Below are 17,961 nucleotides of genomic sequence, written 5' to 3'. Positions count from 1 at the left end.
AAAAATGTAATCAATTTTGGATAAAGGCGATCAGGGTGGGCTTTGCCGTGAAAATGGCAAGCACTTTATGTAGATTTTCGCAGAAAAATTCAAAAAAGTTTGTAAAGGGGGCTTGCATAAAATGAGAGACCTGTTAGAATTAAGTCCAACAAGTTAAACGAAGGAAGTAGACCCGCTCCCCTGACTCTTCAAGCGAGTTTCGTAGTTGAGAGGAAACAGAGCCAGCGCGGGGAACGCAGCCGGGAAAATGACCGAGAAGCGGCCATCGTTTGATTCGCGTTAAGAATCAAGAGGGTCCAGCCGGATATGGCTGGGAATTAAAGGTGGTACCGCGAGCAAGTCGTCCTTTTGCAATTAGCAAAGGGGCGGCTTTTTTGATAGAAAAGGTGATAAAAATGAGGCGGACTAGCGGAGCAGATTAAAAGCAAGTTAGAATTTTACAGGAGAGAATATTAATGAACATCGACAAGAGTAAGATCAAGAAAATCGTATTGGCATACAGCGGCGGCCTGGACACTTCCGTGATTATCCCCTGGTTGAAGGAAAACTACAACAACCCGGAAATCATCGCGGTCTCAGCCAATGTCGGCCAGGGGGATGAACTGGAAGGCCTGGAGGAAAAGGCCAAGAACTCCGGGGCGGCCAAGCTGGTCGTAGCCAACTTGGAAGAAGAGTATGTCAACGATTACCTGCTGCCATGTCTGAAGGCTGATGCCAAGTACGAAGGCTACCTGCTGGGGACGGCCAACGCCCGTCCTTTGATCGCCAAGGCCCTGGCGGAAGTAGCTATTAAGGAAGGGGCTGACGCGATTGCCCACGGGGCAACCGGTAAAGGCAACGACCAAGTACGTTTTGAATTAGGGATCAAGCACTTTGCCCCGGACATGCCGATCATTGCTCCTTGGCGGGAATGGGACCTGGTTTCCAGAGAAGATGAAATCGACTATGCCGCCGCTCATAATGTTCCTTTGCGGATCAGCAAGGAGACCAACTACTCTAAGGATAAGAACCTCTGGCATTTAAGCCATGAAGGGCTGGATTTGGAAGACCCGAGTCTTGAGCCAACTTATGAAAAGCCGGGCTTTTTGGAAATGGGCGTGTCACCGCTTGATGCCCCGGACAAGCCAACTTACCTGCAGCTGGACTTTGAAAAGGGCGTACCAGTTGCCTTAAACGGGCAGGAAATGCCTTTAATGGAAATGCTGGAGAAGCTGAACAAGGTCGGCGGGGAAAATGGGATTGGCCTTTTGGACTTGGTCGAAAACCGTTTGGTCGGGATGAAGTCAAGAGGGGTTTATGAAACTCCAGGCGGCAGCATTCTCTACTTTGCCCACGAATACCTGGAAACTATCACCCTGGACAAGCAGGTTCAGCACAAGAAGTCAGAACTGGCCATTACTTACGGAGAACTGGTTTACGACGGGCAATGGTTTACTCCATTAAGAGAAGCACTGGCTGCTTTTGTCGACAAGACCCAGGAATGCGTGACCGGGACGGTCAAATTGAAGCTCTACAAGGGCAACATCATCAAGGCCGGGGTGACTTCGCCAAACAGCCTTTACTCAACTGAACTGGCAACTTTTGACGAATCAGACTACGACCAGGCGGAAGCCGCTGGCTTTATCAACCTCTTCGGGCTACCGATCCAGGTGCAAGCCAAGCTGGACGCCAAGAAGAAGTAAGACGGGACAAGTTTTTTAGATTAGGTGATTGTGATATGAAAAAAATGTGGGCCGGCAGAACTTCCGGTAAGACTGACCAGATCGCGGACGACTTCAACTCATCCATCCGTTTTGACCAAAGAATGTATCCAGAAGACATAACCGGCTCCATTGCCCATGCCAAGATGCTGGCCAAGCAGGGGATTATTCCTGAAGAAGCAAGTGCGAAAATCATTGCCGGCTTGGAGGGCATCTTGGCTGACTTAAATAGCGGCAAGCTGGAAATCGATCCGGCCGCTGAAGACATTCATATGTTCATTGAAGAGACCCTGACTGACCGGATCGGCCAGGACGGGAAGATGCTGCACACGGCCCGGTCAAGAAACGACCAGGTGGCCCTGGATATCCGCTTGTACATGCGGGAAGAAAACGGGCAGATCAAGCAGCTTTTAAAAGATTTGGTGGCGGCTCTTTGTGACCAGGCAGAAAAGTACAAGGCCAGCCTCATGCCGGGTTATACCCACCTGCAGCGGGCCCAGCCGGTCACTTTTGGCCACCAGCTGATGGCTTATGCTTACATGTTCATGCGGGATCTGGAACGTCTCGGGCAGATGGAAGAGCGGATGAACTATTCGCCAATCGGCAGCTGCGCCCTGGCCGGGACGACTTACCCGATCGACCGGGTCTATGAAGCGGAACTTTTGGGCTTTAAGGCTCCGGTAGCCAACAGTTTAGACGGGGTTAGCGACCGGGACCATGTGGTGGAAGATTTAAGTGATTTGGCGCTGGTGATGATGCACCTCTCCCGTTTAAGCGAAGAGCTGATCTTGTGGTCATCTTGGGAATTTCACTTTGTCCGCCTGGCGGATGCTTATACGACTGGGTCATCCATCATGCCGCAGAAGAAAAATCCTGATATGGCTGAACTGGCCCGGGGGAAGACCGGCCGGGTCTACGGGGACTTGATGGCGATTCTGACGACTTTGAAGGGACTGCCCCTGGCCTACAATAAGGACATGCAGGAAGACAAGGAAGCCCTGTTTGACGCCATCGACAATGTTGAGCTGTGCCTGGAGACTTTTATCCCGATGATCAAGACATTGGAAGCTAATGAGAAGGCTATGCACCAGGCGGCGCAGAAGGGCTTTATTAACGCGACGGACTTGGCGGACTATTTGACTAAGAAGGGGATGCCATTTAGAGATGCCTACCATATTTCCGGGCAATTGGTGGCCTTGTGTATCGACCAAGACACGGTTTTAGAAGACTTGCCGCTTGAAACTTACAAGGGCTACAGCGACTTGTTTGAGGAAGACTTGTACCAGGCAATTGACCTGCATAACTGCCTGGCCAAGCGGACTTCTTTGGGAGGACCGACGCCGGAGTCAGTCCAAAAGCAGGTTGATGAGGTCAGAGGCAAGCTGGCGGAAGAAAATTAGGATTAATCGCTGTTAAGCCAGGGCAAATTTGTCCTGGCTTTTTTGCATCTTTTGACAGAATTCCTTCCTACAGGCTTTTACCATTTGGAAGGGCGTCAGCGAATACAGAAAGCAGATCGCGGAAGAAGAAAATTAGAACAGACGCAAAAGGCGGACCAGGCTGCAAGGCTTGATCCGCTTTTTAGGTAGAGGAAGAGGGCGGGGAGATGATATAATTTGGAGGAAGAAAGCGCATTATTAGGAGGTAATGGAATGGGCGAATCTAAAGAAGACAAAAGGATGAGGGCAAAGTGGGAAAGTTTAAGCGGCGCAGAAAAATCAGAGTTTAAAAGAGCTATGCTATGAGGCGGGGGATTACGATAGATTTTATCCACCGTTGGGCTTGAAACGAAGGAGATTTGGACAATTTGGAATATCACATTGCGGAACGTAGAAAAAAGTTTAGGGAGTTTTGAGGAGTAAAGGGGAATTTCTAGTCGGGGGGCGACAGGCGGCCTCTTTAAGTTAGCTGGAGGAATGTGGTGGTGTTAGGGTGAAAGAATGGTGGCACAAGTGGGGATGCTCTGTGATTATAGGAGTTATCCTGTCGGGATTGCTTATATGGTTTATATGGCGCTACATTGACGTGATCATGTTTATTGTGATTTGCGGTATTATCTCCCTATTTTGACTGGCTTTTAAGGTGATTGACAAGATACTTAAATAATGGTTTGACACAGAATTTTGAGGAGTTAAAAAAGCCGCTTAGAGATCTTCTAAGCGACTTTTTGCATGGAAAACTAGATGAGAAATGGTTACTTTGAATTATCCTCGTCAAGTTCAATCAGATCATCAAGATCTTGGCCTGGCGTCTTACCCAGGGCCTGTGCAACCGTGGTAATGACTTTGACGGTTTGCCCGGATAATGGTTTAGTTTCTTTAACGGCGTTGGCTAAGGTCGTATTAGCAATCCCAGTTTGTTTAGCTACTTGGTGGCGAGTGACACCGTTTTGATCAAGATATTCTTGCAACGCGTTCATTTGATTTAGATGTCCTTTCCATTTATTTTCTATAGATGCAGATAATTTTTGGGACAAGGATAGAAAAAGCCAGTAGTTAAAACTACTGGCTACTTTGAAATACTTCCTATAGGGATGCCATTTTGACTATAATAAGGAGAGTACAGGATTTGAACCTGCGCACCAATTCAACATTGGTTCGGCGGATTTCGAGTCCGCTGCATTACCGCTCTGCCAACTCTCCATTAACAATAATAGTATACCTTAATTTTTGTTTCTTGCAAATTATTTTTTAAGATGGTGAAACCGTTTTCTTAAGTGTTATAATTAATAGGTAATGCTCGTTAAAGAGTTTAATGTAATATCTCTTTAGCAAATAGTTGATATTGGGGACTAATAATGACATTTCAACTGCTTTGAGGAGCTATCTGTATTTTGTAAGTATATTCTTGAAGTAAAGCAAGAGGCATAATAATGTACAAAAAAGGCGATTATGAAGTCGAAGCAGAAGGACATCATTCTACGGTTAAGTTACGCGTTTCTTTTGATGAAGAAAAACTGACTAAAATTGAAGTTCTTGAAGAAAATGAAACACAGGCTTTTGTAGACGATTTAAAAGACAGATTTATCCCAGAAGTTGTCGCTAATCAGTCTTTAAACTTAGATGCGATTAGTGGTGCAACAAAGTTGACTAAAGCAGTGACCAGTAGTGTAGAAGAAGCAATTACTGAAGCTGGCGGGGACCCTAAAACATTTACTGAAGCAGCACATGTTACTGAAACCAAGCTTCCAGATGCTGATGTTACAGCTGACGTTGTAGTTATCGGCAGTGGTGCATTAGGCTTTATGTCAGCTATCACTGCTGCCAAGGCGGGCAGTAAGGTGGTTGTTTTGGAAAAAGCTGGTAATTTAGCAGCGGTTAACGGAGTAAAAGTTTCAGGCCCATTTGCCGTTAATACTCCAGTCTTGCGTGAACGTGGGACTACTTTGACGGTTAATGAAGTTTTCCAACATGTGATGAATTACACTCACTGGGAACCGAATTCTGCTTTGATTAGGAACTACCTTGAGCATTCGAGTGAAGCGGTTGAAAACTTATTGGAGATCGGTTACCAATTTAAGGAAGCAAACTTCCGTTTTAAAACTCCTTTCGTCGATGGAAAGGGCGGCTTCCATTTGATTTTAACCGATGTTGATAAGCGCGTCCGTCTTTGGACTGAAGCTTACGAAAAATATGGTGTTGATGCGTTCTTTAATACGGCAGCCAAAGAAGTTCTGAAGGAAAACGGTAAAATTGCAGGCGTTGCTGGTCAGCGGAAGGATGGTTCGAAAGTTACCGTTCATGCCAAGAGCGTTATCATCGCCAGTGGTGGATATCTTGGCAACAAGGAACTACTTTTAAAGTATCTAGGCACAACACACGTGAACGTTGCTGCTCGCGGCAAGAGTCTCTGCACCGGTGACGGGTTGGCTATCGCGCAAAAGGCAGGTACAATTCTTGACAAGACCTTTGGCTATTGTGGCTGTGAGTATGGTGGAACCAACCCCAAGGCCAGTCGCCCAGCAACCCAAGATAAATATGACCAGAACCTAGCATTCAAGTTTGGCATTTACGGTAATCTGTTAGTTGACAACCAAGGAAAGCGCTTCATGAATGAAGGCTTGCTATGTGATTATCCAATGTCATATGGTGAAGAGCCGACCTTGCGCCACTCACCATATTACGCCATTGTTGACCAGGAATATGTTGACAAAATGCGGGATGAAGGCCTGTATGAGTACTTAACCAAGCGTGGAGCTAACCATGACAACTGGTTTATCGGCTCCTACTACAAGCAAAGAGGTGCCTTGAAGAGCTTGGATAGTGATCTTGAAGAAGGAATTCATGAAGGTTGGATTGTAAAGGCTGACACTTTGGAAGAACTTGCTAAAAAGACTGGATTCGATCATTTAACAGGTACAGTAGCGTCTTATAACAGTTATTGTGAAAAAGGAGAAGATGAGCAATTTGGTGCCAATCCATGGTACTTAAGCTCGGTCAAGCAAGGGCCGTTTTATGCCATTGAATGTGAGGTAAGTGCTTGGTCAACTTTTGGTGGAGTAAAAACTGATGACGAGTGTCGTGCTTTAGCTGAAGATGACCAGGTTATTCCGGGCATGTATGTAGTTGGCACTGACAACGGCTCAATGATGTACTCACCATATTATGACATCCCAGGCTTCTGTTATGGTTCATGTATCGGTAGTGGGGTTATTGCCGGACATGGAGCAAGTGCTTACGCGAAAGCCTAAAAACGTGATAAGTGCTCGTGTTGAAGTCAATCCACAAAAATAAAAATTAGCCGCTAAGGCAGACAACATGGTCCCAATACTGAATTTGGGCCATGTTTTTTATCCATAAGTTTCAGTTAAAGCACAAGCAAATTTCAAGGATCTTTGGTAGAGTAGAGGTAATAGAGAAGGAGTGAGGAACAAGCGTGAGCATTTACGGTAAGTACGCCGATTATCTTCCACAGATCCTGGATTCTGTTTTCCAGCAAATCCAAGGCATCGGTCAGGAGTATAGTGCAAAACACGGGCAAAAGCTATACGAGTACCTGAAAGGTCGCGTCAAAGGCGAAGAAAGCATGACGCAAAAGTGCGAAAGAAAAGGTTTACCGCTGACGCCAGAGTCTGCATTGATCGAAAATCGAGATGCGATCGGCCTCAGAATCGTCTGCAACTTTATTGACGATATCTACACTTGCATTGACTTGTTGAAGAAGCAGGACAACTTCAAGATAATTAATGAAAAAGACTACATTACCGATGCCAAGCCAAACGGCTACCGGTCATACCACTTGATCATAGAAGTAGTCACTCCCTTTGAAGACGTCCATGGCAACAAGCCTGGCACCTACTACGTTGAAATCCAGCTGCGGACAATTGCCATGGAGACTTGGGCCAGTCTTGAACACGAAATGAAGTACAAGCATGACATCAAGAATCCTGAACGTATCAGCAAGGAACTCAAGCGGGTTGCTGACGAACTGGCATCTTGCGATGTAAGCATGCAAACAATCCGCCAACTGATCAAGGAAGGGTAACTATGAAAATTCTTTTAGCTGAAGACGAAGCACAATTGAACAGAGTTTTGACGGTTGCCATGCAAAAAAGCGGCTATGATGTCGACTCAGTTTTTAACGGACAAGAAGCCGTTGATGCTGTCAAAAAGCATCCCTACGACGTCATCATCATGGACATCATGATGCCCGTCAAAAATGGCCTGGACGCGGTCAAGGAAATCCGCGCTACTGGCGACAAAACCTACATTATGATGTTGACGGCCAAGTCTGAAATCGACGACAAGGTAACGGGGCTGGATGTCGGTGCTGACGACTACTTGACTAAGCCGTTCTCCTTAAAGGAACTGCTGGCCCGCCTGCGGTCAAAAGAGCGCCGAAGCGAGGATTACAACAGCACTCAAGAACTGAACTACGACAACCTCAAGCTGGACCTCAACTCCCAAGAGCTGTCCAGCAACAACTCTATCAGTCTGTCCAAGCAGGAAACCGGCTTGATGCGCTACTTCTTGCTCAATCCTGGCAAGGCCATCAGCACGGAAGAGCTGTTCAACCATGTTTGGAAGAATGAAGATGAAAGCGAAGACGTGGTTTGGGTATACGTCTCCTTCCTCCGGTCCAAGCTGGCCTCAATCGGTGCAAATGTCCAGATTTCCGGCGAGAAGGGCGGCGAGTTCTGCCTTGAGAGGGCCTGATCATGATTAAAAAAATCAGGCGGCGCTTTATCTGGCTGGCGACGCTATCGCTTTTTTTGGTCATGTTTTTCTCTTTCTCCAGCTTGATCGGCATCAGCCTTTTTGAATCCAACCATGAAGCTGACCAAGTCCTATCCATTATTGTTAAAAATAACGGCCGACTGGACGAGGTTCAAGCCAAAAAGCGGCTAGGCGATCAGTACAATAAGGAAGGGATCTTCAAGTACCGCTACTTCACGGCCTACATCAATACGAAAAAACAGACTTTGACCGTAATTGACGCGGACCACATCATCGGCTATTCAATCAACTCGGTTTCCAGCTGGAAAAAGCAGATCTCCATGCGCCTGTCAGCTGGCCAGTTGAAGGGGACGATCCAATCTAATGGAGTCCGCTTCCGCTACTTGGCAAAAAAGATTTCTGCCAACAAGTACTATATCTGCTTTATTGACTTGAGTCCTTTGATGCAGTCAGCGCTTTTGTTGGTGAGATATGCCTTGATTTTCACTTTCGGCGGGATTTTGGTTTTTGTCATCATTATGGCCCTGCTTGCCGACAAGGCAATCCAGCCGATCAAGGATGCCTACGACAAACAGCGGCGTTTTATCACCAATGCCGGTCACGAGCTGAAGACCCCTCTGGCCGTAATCAGCGCTAACGCTGAAATGGAAGAGCTGCTGGGTAATGATGATGAATGGAATGAAAGCACCAAAGAGCAGGTGGTGCGGATGACCGGTTTGATCAACCAGCTGATCACTTTGACTAGGATGAGTGAACCGGAAGAACTGGTCTTGTCAAAGGTCAATTTCTCAGAAATTACCAAGGAATCAGCAGATTCATTTAAATCGGTTCTGGCTAAGGATAATAAAAAGTATGTGGTCAGCATCGATCCGGATCTCTACATCAACGCCGAACAGCACAGCCTGCTGGAACTGGCCAACATCTTGATCGACAACGCCCAGAAGTATTGTGATCCCGAAGGCGAAGTCATGGTTGTCCTGGCCAAGAGCCGGCTTAATCAGAACGCGGTTTTGACGGTCACCAATTCATATAAGAATGGGGCTGGGATCGATACCAACCGCTTCTTTGAACGTTTTTACCGGGAAGACGAATCCCACCATTATGATCAGAAGCAAAAGAATGGTTTTGGGATCGGCTTGTCTATGGCCCAGGATCTGGTCGCTGCTTTTGGCGGCAAAATCAATGCCGGCTGGTCGGATGGCGTGATGAACTTTACGGTAACTTTCAAGCGGGTCCACTAAAAGCACTCCCTCGCGGGGTGCTTTTTTGCTAAAAAAGGAGAAATAATATGACTTATATTGCTCACACAAAAGAAAATTCAGAGGAGATCCAGACCTTAAGGGATCATCTTTGGAATAGCAAGATGTATGCTGAAAAATATGGTGATATTTTAGGAATACCACATGTAACAGGCGTAGCTGCCTTAGTACATGATTTGGGTAAATATCGGCAAGAATTCCAAAAGTATATTAGGCATTCTGAAAAAGCCAAGAAAGGCAGTGTTGATCACTCTAGTTTTGGCGCAGTTTTCCTCAAAGAGAAAGTTAAAGAATTATCGCAACAGCCGGAAGAATTTTCGGCAGATAGCCTTTTTGCTGAAATCATTTCTAATGCGGTTTTCTCTCACCATAATAGTTTAGGATTGAAAGACTATCTAAACGCCCGCTTAAAAAGTCCCTATTACGAAAGGGTTGAAAAGTTTGATATTGATCCCGAGAAAAAAATAGAACTGAAGCAAGCTGAAAGTCTTTTTTATCAAGAAACGATGGCAGAAAACGACTTTAATATCTATTTAAAGACGGCGATGCGAGAGTTTAGCCAACTTTTTAAGGAGTTGCTAAAGGATCAAGATGGCTTACTTGACAATCTTTACTATGTGGGCCAGTTTATCTACTCTTGTTTGTTAGATGCTGACCGGACAGACACATCTCTGTTTTCATTTGGTAAGAGTGCAACTGAATACCAGTATGATGAAATCTTTGAGCAGTACTATGGCAAGTTGCTAAACAGTATAAGCAAATTTGACCAGAGCACGAAAATCAATCAAGCTCGTTCCGAAATGTCGGATGAATGTGATGCTTTTGCAGACCAAGCAGATGGTATTTACCGCTTGTCTATTCCGACAGGTGGTGGGAAGACATTGGCAAGTTTGCGTTATGGATTGAAGCATGCGATCAAGACTAAAAAGAAGCATATTATCTATGTGCTTCCATATATCACGATTATTGAGCAAAATGCAGAAGTGATTCGGAATATGCTCAATGATAATTCTAAAAATACTACTAATATACTAGAATTTCATTCAAACGTTTCAAATGATCTGACAGAAGATGATACTGAGGTTGAAAAGACAGTCAGACTTGCTGAGGATAACTGGGACAGTCCAATTGTAATTACCACGACGGTTCAGTTCTTAAATTGCATTTATGCCAAGAGTACGGTTAATCGCAGGCGCTTTCATAACTTGTGTGACTCAGTAATTATTTTCGATGAAGTGCAAAAACTACCGTTAAAGACTATATCAATGTTTAACAAGCTTCTTAACTTTTTGAGCAATATTGGAAAATGCAATATTGTGCTATGTACGGCAACACAACCGGCCTTTAATAATTTATCATCAGGAACCTCATTAAAGTTGGCTGGTAAGCCTGAAATGATTTCTAATTTGTCAAGTAGAATTCAGCAGTTCAAACGGGTGAAAATCATTGATCGCACTAAAAAGGATGGAGCAGACCATCAGCTAACAGTAACTGAAGCAGCAGAAATGATTTTAGAAGCTGCCAGAGCACAAGGATCTGTCCTTGCCATTTTCAACACAATTTCAGCGACAGAAAGAGTGTTTAATGAGGTCAAAAAAGGTGCTCAAGACTACGTTTACATTCTCACAACAAGAATGTGCCCAGAACACCGTAAAAAGGCAATTGAAGAAATAAAGGAACTGCTGGCGGAAGGAAAAAATGTGATTTGCATTTCAACCGCACTTATTGAAGCTGGGGTAGATATTAGTTTCTCCTGCGTCTTCAGATCGCTGTGTGGTTTGGATTCAATTGTCCAGTCAGCCGGAAGGTGCAATAGGAATGCTGAAAAGAAATATGGAACAGTAAACCTAATTTTAATGGATCAAACTGCAGAGAAATTAAACAGCTTGCAGGAAATAAAGAACGGCAAAGAAATCGTCCAAGGAATGCTGGATGGAAAGTACAAGGCAGATTCTTTCTTAGAAGATGAGACAATCAACTACTACTTCCAAGTTTTATATAGGGATGCTGACAAGGAATACTTGGTAAGTGATCATGGTTATCAAGTATATTTGGCAGATTGCATCGATGGCAGTAAATTGATGCAAAAATATGTTAACGAATATCATAGTGGTCCTAAAACTATTGAAGGGTCTGCTAGTGAGACGATAGCACGGAATTTTGAAGTGATCGATGAAGACATGGTGTCTTTGATTGCCCCATATGGTTTAGGCAAAGAAATTATTACGAAGTTGAATTCACGAGAAGGAAGCAGACAACTTAAAGAACTCTTGAAAGTGTCTCAACCATATTTGGTAGGTGTTTATCGGACAAAGCTTAAAGAATTAATTGACAAAGGAGCTGTAATTTCTCTAGGAGACGAATATCAGAAAAATGAGATATTTGCTATTAGAGATGACCACTACGATGATGGGATTGGATTAGTTGAAAATCCTACTAACAATAACTTCGTTAGTTTTTAAAATGTGGTGTTAGGAAGAGAAAAATGATAGTCTCCTTCGCAATTATAAAAAGCGCTTTCTTGAATTTGCTCAAAGTGGTAAACTTAAGGCTGTGAAGCAATAATTCACTCAATTTTAGAATTTTTGGGCATAGTTATCGCACCATTAGGAGAGAAATATGGAAGAGAACACGACATTCAACTTTAAAGTGTATGGTGATTATGCGCTGTTTACTGATCCTATCATGAAGATTGGCGGGGAAAAGTTTACATACCCGGTTCCAACATACCAGGCCTTGAAGGGTATAACTGAGAGTATTTATTGGAAGCCGACTATTCAAATTTATATTGATAAAGTCAGAGTAATGAACCCGATCATTACAGAGGCAAAAGACATCAGAGTGCCAAAGTATAATGACATGACAAAAACGGACCTTTCTAGGTATACCTACTTGAAAGACGTTGAATATCAAGTTCAAGCTCATTTTGAATTTAATCAGAACAGACCAGATTTAGCCGGTGACAGAAATGCAAAGAAACACTATGCAATAATGAAACGGTGCATAGAAAAAGGTGGCAGACGCGATATCTTCTTAGGAACCCGTGAATGCCAGGGTTACGTTGAGCCGTGCAAATTTGGAGAAGGCGAGAGCTTCTACGACAATTCTGATGACCGACTTTTCGGTACCATGGTACATGGTATTGATTACCCTGATGAAACAGGGAGAGATGAATTAGGTGTCAGACTTTGGAATGTTGTGATGAAACAAGGGGTTATTGAGTTTCCAAGACCCGATGATGAGACTTTGGTCCGCAGGAGTCTTCATAAGCTGAAAGCAAAACAATTTAGTTTGAGTAATATCGAGAGTGTGGACGCGCTTTATGCGGAGCTGCTAAAGGAGGGTGACTTATGAGTTGGCTTTCTGAGTTTGTAGATGTCTATGATAAGAATGAAAAGAACTTAGGTATAACAAGCTATCGGATTTACCACCCCAAGTCTGGCGAAGAATCTAAAAAAGCATATCAGATGTTGCCAGTCTCTCATATTTTCCTGAACTGCACTCTTCAGATTGACTTAAATGCTGACGGTACTTTTGCTGGTGCATTCGTAGTGGATGATCCGAAAACAATAGTGCCAGCAACGATAGAGTCTTCGATTAGATCAGGTAGTGGTTCATATTTAGTTCCTCTTCCTGTCGATGATAAACTTCAGTATTTAGCAAGAGATTACAGTAAGTGGAGTGGCGATGAAAAGTATATTGAGTCGCACAAAAAGTACCTGGAACAATTTCGTGCATACCTTATTTTCTTAAAAGAATATCCGGATCAATATGTGTACCGAACTCTACAAGCTGTCTACCGTTATGTTACTGAAAATGACATAATCAATGATTTATGGACTGGAAAGATCTTTGGTGAGAATGTTGCCAAAGAAAAGGTAGCGGGAAATAACCTTTTTAAGAGTACGGTTCGCTTTAATATTAGAAATCCAGAAAACGTTAAAAGATTTGAAAATAGGCGCTTTTTTGACGCTTGGACACAGTACTATCATCAAGTATTACAAACGGATACGGTTAGTGGTGGAACTGATGAAGGAATTGATTATATTACTGGGGAAGAAAATGTCATTCTGACGAGCAAACACCCAAAAGGTATTTTAGATAATGCTGCCAATGCAAAATTAATTTCTGCGAATGATACCACTAACTTCACATTTAAGGGCCGTTTCTTAACTGCAGATGAAGCTGTCACGATTGGGTATGACTCATCTCAAAAAGCACATGCGGCAATGAAATGGCTTTTGACAAAGCAAGGTTTTAAAATTGGTGACAGATACTATCTTGCTTGGGAAGTAAATGGAGAAAATACGGCAGATTTATCAATTGTTTCTCAGAATCCATTACTTGCCTTAGCACAGAAGAAATTTGCAGAAACGACTGAAATTGATACTAATACTAATATCGCCGAGAATTTTCGCAAAGTATTAATTGATGGTGCAAATAAAGATGATTATAGCTTGCAGGGATCAGTGCATTTGATCGAACTTGAAAGTCCAGTAAATGGCCGCTTCGGAGTTGTTTATTATCAAGCAATGAGTTTGCAACAATATATTAACAAATTTGCATCTTGGTATGGAAAGATTACAATTGATGATCGGCAATCATTCTTTAACCTTAAGCAGGTCTGTTATGACATTTACGGCGATAGGGTAGATGATAAAAGAATGGCGGCAACTGTTTCCCAATTGTCACACATGATTCTTGGTAGTCAAATTGTACCGTGGAGTCTGTTATCTGCGATTTATAACCGTGCAATTAGACCTGCATCATTTAATGATGATAAGGGTTGGCGTAGAGTGATGAGGACGGCTTCAAAGCTCTTCAAGGCATACTATGATGAGGGAGAAATAAAGACGATGCTTAATGATAGTTATCACGATCGGAGTTACAGCTTCGGACGCTTGTTGGCAATTGCCGATGTAATTGAGGAAGGTGTTCTTCAAGGATCAGAAAATAACGAAGGGCGTGTCACAAATGCGAAGCGCTACATGTCTTCTTTCGCACAGCGCCCATTGGACACTTGGAAGATTATTTATACGAATCTGCAGCCGTACCTTCGAAAGAGCAAGTACAGTTTCAAGGCTTCGAAGCTGATTGATGAAATCTTTGCAAGCTTAGATGCAGAAGATAAGCATTTGAATGATCCATTGAACGGAAAGTTCTTGATTGGTTACAGTCAACAAAGAAATGACTGGTACCAGAAGAAGAAGACGTCAAATGAGTAATTAAGGAATGGTGAACGAAATGGCTAATGTGTTGAATCATAGAATTGATTTTAAGGTTGTCTTCTCAGTTGCTGGGGCTAATCCAAACGGTGATCCGCTGAATGGTAACCGCCCTCGTCAGACTAGTGACGGTTATGGAGAAGTTTCTGATGTTGCAATTAAGCGTAAGCTCCGGAATCGCCTGCAAGAAATGGGAGAAAAGATCTTTGTGCAATCACAAGACCGTGCAGACGATGGTCTTAAGAGCCTTAAGGCCAGAGCAGATTCTGTAAAGGAATTAAAGGGACAAAAAGATGAGTCCAAATACCAAGAAGTTGCCTGCCAGACTTGGTTTGACGTGCGTGCATTTGGTCAAGTATTTGCGTTTGATAAGGGTTCTTCAGTTGGTGTACGAGGTCCGGTTTCTATTCAAACAGCACGTTCAATTACGCCGATTATGATTAATGACATGCAGATTACCAAGTCTGTGAACTCAAAGGACGCTGCCGGTAGAAGTTCTGATACTATGGGGATGAAGTATAGTATTGACTACGCGGTTTACCAATTTAATGGCAGTATTAATGTTCAGCTTGCTGAAAAGACTGGTTTTACAGAAGAAGATGCCAATGCGATCCATGAAGCATTGAAGACTTTGTTCTACAATGATGAATCTTCTGCCCGCCCAGCTGGGAGTATGGAAGTTTTGAGAGTATATTGGTGGGAACACAAGAACAAGTTGGGTGATGAATCTCCAGCAAAAATCTTTAGAACCGTTGAAATCAAGCCAAATGAAGGTGTGGATGTGGTAAAGTCTACGGAAGATATTGACTGGGGCAGTGCGGATAGTGCTGCTAAAACCATTCAATGTGATAAGTTAGATATTTTCGAAGACTAAGATCATGGCCTACTATGAAGATGATTTCTTAATGATTTCCGGAATTCAGCATTTTGTGTTTTGCAGAAGGCAGTGGGCACTCGGACATATTGAGGATCAATGGGAGGACAATTACCTTACACTAAAGGGAGATCAGTTGCATGAAAAGGCAGATGATCCTTTTTTAAAAGAATCAAGAGGGTCAAAATTTATCGTACGAGCCATGCCAATTCATTCAGTTGAATATGGACTTACAGGTATATGTGATATCGTTGAATTTACTAAAGATGATGTGAATGGAGTACCTGTTCGAGGAAAGAAGGAGAAATATCTTCCGATTCCCGTTGAATATAAGCACGGTCAAAAGAAATCAGACCATTCTGATGAGTTGCAGCTTTTAGCAGAAGCTGTATGCTTAGAAGAAATGCTCTTTTGTCATTTGGAGTACGGCTATTTGTATTATGGTAAGACCAAGCACCGTACAAAAGTAGAGTTTACTCCTGAATTACGGGCTATGTTGGTAAGAACCGTGAATGAAATGCATCAGTATTGGGATAGGAAGTATACGCCTAAGGTTAAACCAACAGAAAAGTGTAAGTCTTGCTCTCTTAGAAATATTTGTCTTCCGAGTTTATTGAAAACTGAAACAGTTGATGAGTATTTACGGAGGAGATTGGACGATTGAGACAATTATTGAATACTCTGTATGTCAATACTCCAGAAGCCTATTTAGCAGCTGATGGGAACAATGTAAAAGTTCTTATTGATCAAAAGTGCGTTGGTGAAGTCCCATTGCAAAATTTTGAGTCAATAGTTACTTTCGGGTATTCCGGAGTTAGTCCTGGGTTGATGCAGAAGTGTCTGGATCAAGGGATTTCTATCTCTTTTATATCAAAGAGTGGCTATTTGAAAGGGAGAGTTGTAGGAAAACCTACGGGCAATGTGTATCTACGAAGAATTCAATATCGTCTGGCAGATACGCAGGCAGCATCTCTAGAAATTTCGAAAAACTTTATAATTGGTAAAGTTTATAACCAAAGATGGATTGTTGAACGATATATACGTGACCACTCGTTTCAAATAGATGCTGATATGTTTAAGAAAGTTTCTGAATCTTTAAAGAACGGTATTGAAGAGATTCGAAATGCTGAGAACATGGATGTATTGCGTGGGGTAGAAGGAAATTTAGCGACCGATTATTTTTCTATTTTTGATCAGATGATAATTAACCAAAAGGAAGATTTTTTCTATCATGGTAGAAATAGAAGGCCCCCTCTAGATAGAGTGAATGCATTACTTTCATTGACCTACACGCTATTAGGCAATGAATGTGCATCTGGACTGATAGCAAATGGTTTGGATCCGTATGTAGGGTTTATGCACGTGGATAGGCCGGGAAGAGAATCACTCGCTTTGGACCTAATGGAAGAGCTTAGGGGGGTTATGGCCGATCGCTTTGTTTTAAAATTGATCAACAAGAAAATGCTCCATGCTGATGATTTCGTAGAGAAAGAAAGTGGAGCAATTTTACTAAAAGATGGCGCACGTAAGCGAGTCTTGGCAGAGTGGCAGAATAATAAAGTGACAACAATTGAGCACCCGTTTCTCAAAGAAAAAATAGAGTGGGGACTCATTCCATTTGTACAAGCGCAGTTGCTTGCAAGATATTTACGAGGCGACTTGGACGGATACCCTCCGTTTTTATGGAAGTAAGTGATTGTAGATGATGATGGTAATTGTCAGTTATGACGTGAATACTGAAACTGCTTCGGGAAAGAAGAGACTAAGAAATGTTTCCAAAATATGTAACGACTATGGCCAAAGAGTTCAAAATTCAGTATTTGAGTGTCTTGTAGATTCTACAAAGCTTGAGGAAATGAAGGAACGCTTACTAAAGGTATATGATGAAGAGTGCGACAGCTTGTACTTCTTCAATGTAGGCAAAAAATATGAGAACAAAGTTCAGTCTTATGGGTGTAAACAAGTATTAGACTTGGGAAAGCCAGTTGTCTTCTAATTATCTAGACAGTGCGAGTGTGAAGCTAACAGAATTAGGCAGAGGATTCGCACTGTTTTTGACTATTTTTTTGTAGTCTTGAATATAAAATTGCAGTTTTTTAATGCTTTTTATATTTTGTATGCCCAATATTTAGCTGTGAAAATGCTTTTTTAACTAAATGTTGCGGTCGCATCCCGCATGGGATGCGTGGATTGAAATAATCGGCCTGCAGGAGGGCGTTTTGGCCAGTTGACCCGGTCGCATCCCGCATGGGATGCGTGGATTGAAATAATCCGTCGCGCTTGATTACTAAGTCAACCGCTGTCGCATCCCGCATGGGATGCGTGGATTGAAATTGGCTACCACCGGCCTTAGGAAAGGCGAAGCACTGTCGCATCCCGCATGGGATGCGTGGATTGAAATCGGACTTGGCCCTTAATTAACTCCTCTGCGCTACCGTCGCATCCCGCATGGGATGCGTGGATTGAAATATCGGGTCATTTGCACCGTAAAAGTAAAAAGCTGGTCGCATCCCGCATGGGATGCGTGGATTGAAATTTAACCTCATCGACAAACTGGTCGTGCGTCCGGGTCGCATCCCGCATGGGATGCGTGGATTGAAATACGGTCAAGGTCTACGGCCCTGAAGCGAGGGTTGTCGCATCCCGCATGGGATGCGTGGATTGAAATTGTAGAAAGCAAAAAGTGGATACTTTAAGCCAGGTCGCATCCCGCATGGGATGCGTGGA

15 protein-coding genes, 1 tRNA gene and 1 CRISPR repeat array (1 of these 17 cut by a window edge) are annotated in these 17,961 nt (G+C 43.2%); of the genes, 14 read left to right on the top strand and 2 right to left on the bottom strand.

The window, feature by feature from the left end:
* The first annotated feature begins 455 nt into the window (after window positions 1-455).
* The 3 genes from DS743_RS06845 to DS743_RS06835 all read left to right on the top strand — a co-directional run bounded on the left by DS743_RS06845 (window position 456) and on the right by DS743_RS06835 (window position 3,445).
* The gene (locus DS743_RS06845) at window positions 456-1,682 is read left to right on the top strand and encodes an argininosuccinate synthase (protein ID WP_003611079.1); all 1,227 of its coding nucleotides are present in this window, start codon (window positions 456-458) and stop codon (window positions 1,680-1,682) included.
* 35 nt (window positions 1,683-1,717) lie between these two features.
* Complete coding sequence (argH, locus tag DS743_RS06840) at window positions 1,718-3,100, top strand: argininosuccinate lyase (protein ID WP_072544209.1); 1,383 nt, start codon at window positions 1,718-1,720, stop codon at window positions 3,098-3,100.
* Between the two features lie 216 nt (window positions 3,101-3,316).
* Window positions 3,317-3,445: a hypothetical protein gene (locus DS743_RS06835; RefSeq protein WP_257786137.1), complete on the top strand. Its 129-nt coding sequence runs from the start codon at window positions 3,317-3,319 to the stop codon at window positions 3,443-3,445.
* A gap of 449 nt (window positions 3,446-3,894) precedes the next feature.
* Here DS743_RS06835 and DS743_RS06830 read toward each other — a convergent pair whose 3' ends face one another.
* Both DS743_RS06830 and DS743_RS06825 read right to left on the bottom strand, forming a co-directional pair.
* Complete coding sequence (locus tag DS743_RS06830; RefSeq protein WP_035185423.1) at window positions 3,895-4,119, bottom strand: helix-turn-helix domain-containing protein; 225 nt, start codon at window positions 4,117-4,119, stop codon at window positions 3,895-3,897.
* 134 nt (window positions 4,120-4,253) lie between these two features.
* Window positions 4,254-4,342, bottom strand: a tRNA-Ser gene (locus DS743_RS06825).
* Window positions 4,343-4,572: 230 nt separating this feature from the next.
* Here DS743_RS06825 and DS743_RS06820 point away from each other — a divergent pair.
* The 11 genes from DS743_RS06820 to cas2 all read left to right on the top strand — a co-directional run bounded on the left by DS743_RS06820 (window position 4,573) and on the right by cas2 (window position 17,230).
* Window positions 4,573-6,390 (top strand): FAD-binding protein, encoded by a 1,818-nt coding sequence (locus DS743_RS06820; protein ID WP_141372440.1) that lies wholly within the window; start codon window positions 4,573-4,575, stop codon window positions 6,388-6,390.
* Between the two features lie 185 nt (window positions 6,391-6,575).
* Window positions 6,576-7,184 (top strand): GTP pyrophosphokinase, encoded by a 609-nt coding sequence (locus tag DS743_RS06815; protein WP_035185421.1) that lies wholly within the window; start codon window positions 6,576-6,578, stop codon window positions 7,182-7,184.
* Window positions 7,185-7,186: 2 nt separating this feature from the next.
* Window positions 7,187-7,855: a response regulator transcription factor gene (locus DS743_RS06810; protein WP_035185420.1), complete on the top strand. Its 669-nt coding sequence runs from the start codon at window positions 7,187-7,189 to the stop codon at window positions 7,853-7,855.
* A 2-nt stretch (window positions 7,856-7,857) separates the two neighbouring features.
* Entirely contained in the window at window positions 7,858-9,117 is a 1,260-nt protein-coding gene (locus DS743_RS06805; protein WP_035185419.1) for a sensor histidine kinase, read from the top strand.
* A gap of 47 nt (window positions 9,118-9,164) precedes the next feature.
* On the top strand, window positions 9,165-11,597 hold the full coding sequence (locus DS743_RS06800) for a CRISPR-associated helicase/endonuclease Cas3 (RefSeq protein WP_035185418.1): 2,433 nt from the start codon (window positions 9,165-9,167) through the stop codon (window positions 11,595-11,597).
* Window positions 11,598-11,754: 157 nt separating this feature from the next.
* A complete protein-coding gene (gene cas5c / locus DS743_RS06795) occupies window positions 11,755-12,489 on the top strand; it encodes a type I-C CRISPR-associated protein Cas5c (protein ID WP_035185417.1) in 735 nt (244 codons plus the stop codon).
* Window positions 12,486-14,360, top strand: coding sequence for a type I-C CRISPR-associated protein Cas8c/Csd1 (cas8c, locus tag DS743_RS06790; protein ID WP_035185416.1), 1,875 nt, complete (start codon window positions 12,486-12,488; stop codon window positions 14,358-14,360). Before cas5c ends, cas8c begins: the two co-directional genes overlap by 4 nt.
* A gap of 7 nt (window positions 14,361-14,367) precedes the next feature.
* Complete coding sequence (gene cas7c, locus DS743_RS06785; protein WP_003617697.1) at window positions 14,368-15,234, top strand: type I-C CRISPR-associated protein Cas7/Csd2; 867 nt, start codon at window positions 14,368-14,370, stop codon at window positions 15,232-15,234.
* A gap of 4 nt (window positions 15,235-15,238) precedes the next feature.
* Window positions 15,239-15,898: a CRISPR-associated protein Cas4 gene (cas4, locus tag DS743_RS06780; protein WP_035164811.1), complete on the top strand. Its 660-nt coding sequence runs from the start codon at window positions 15,239-15,241 to the stop codon at window positions 15,896-15,898.
* Window positions 15,895-16,926, top strand: coding sequence for a type I-C CRISPR-associated endonuclease Cas1c (cas1c, locus tag DS743_RS06775; RefSeq protein ID WP_035185415.1), 1,032 nt, complete (start codon window positions 15,895-15,897; stop codon window positions 16,924-16,926). The genes cas4 and cas1c overlap by 4 nt, the downstream gene beginning before the upstream one ends.
* Window positions 16,927-16,939: 13 nt before the next feature.
* Window positions 16,940-17,230 (top strand): CRISPR-associated endonuclease Cas2, encoded by a 291-nt coding sequence (gene cas2, locus DS743_RS06770; RefSeq protein WP_035165464.1) that lies wholly within the window; start codon window positions 16,940-16,942, stop codon window positions 17,228-17,230.
* Between the two features lie 168 nt (window positions 17,231-17,398).
* Window positions 17,399-17,961: direct repeats of the CRISPR family, unit length 33 nt; unit sequence GTCGCATCCCGCATGGGATGCGTGGATTGAAAT (it continues 412 nt past the right edge of the window).

Origin of the sequence: Lactobacillus leichmannii, from assembly GCF_024701915.1 — a bacterium.
Lineage (GTDB): Bacteria > Bacillota > Bacilli > Lactobacillales > Lactobacillaceae > Lactobacillus > Lactobacillus delbrueckii.
The sequence above is the reverse complement of the archived record's forward strand: the minus strand, read 5'-3'. Positions and strand labels throughout refer to the sequence as shown.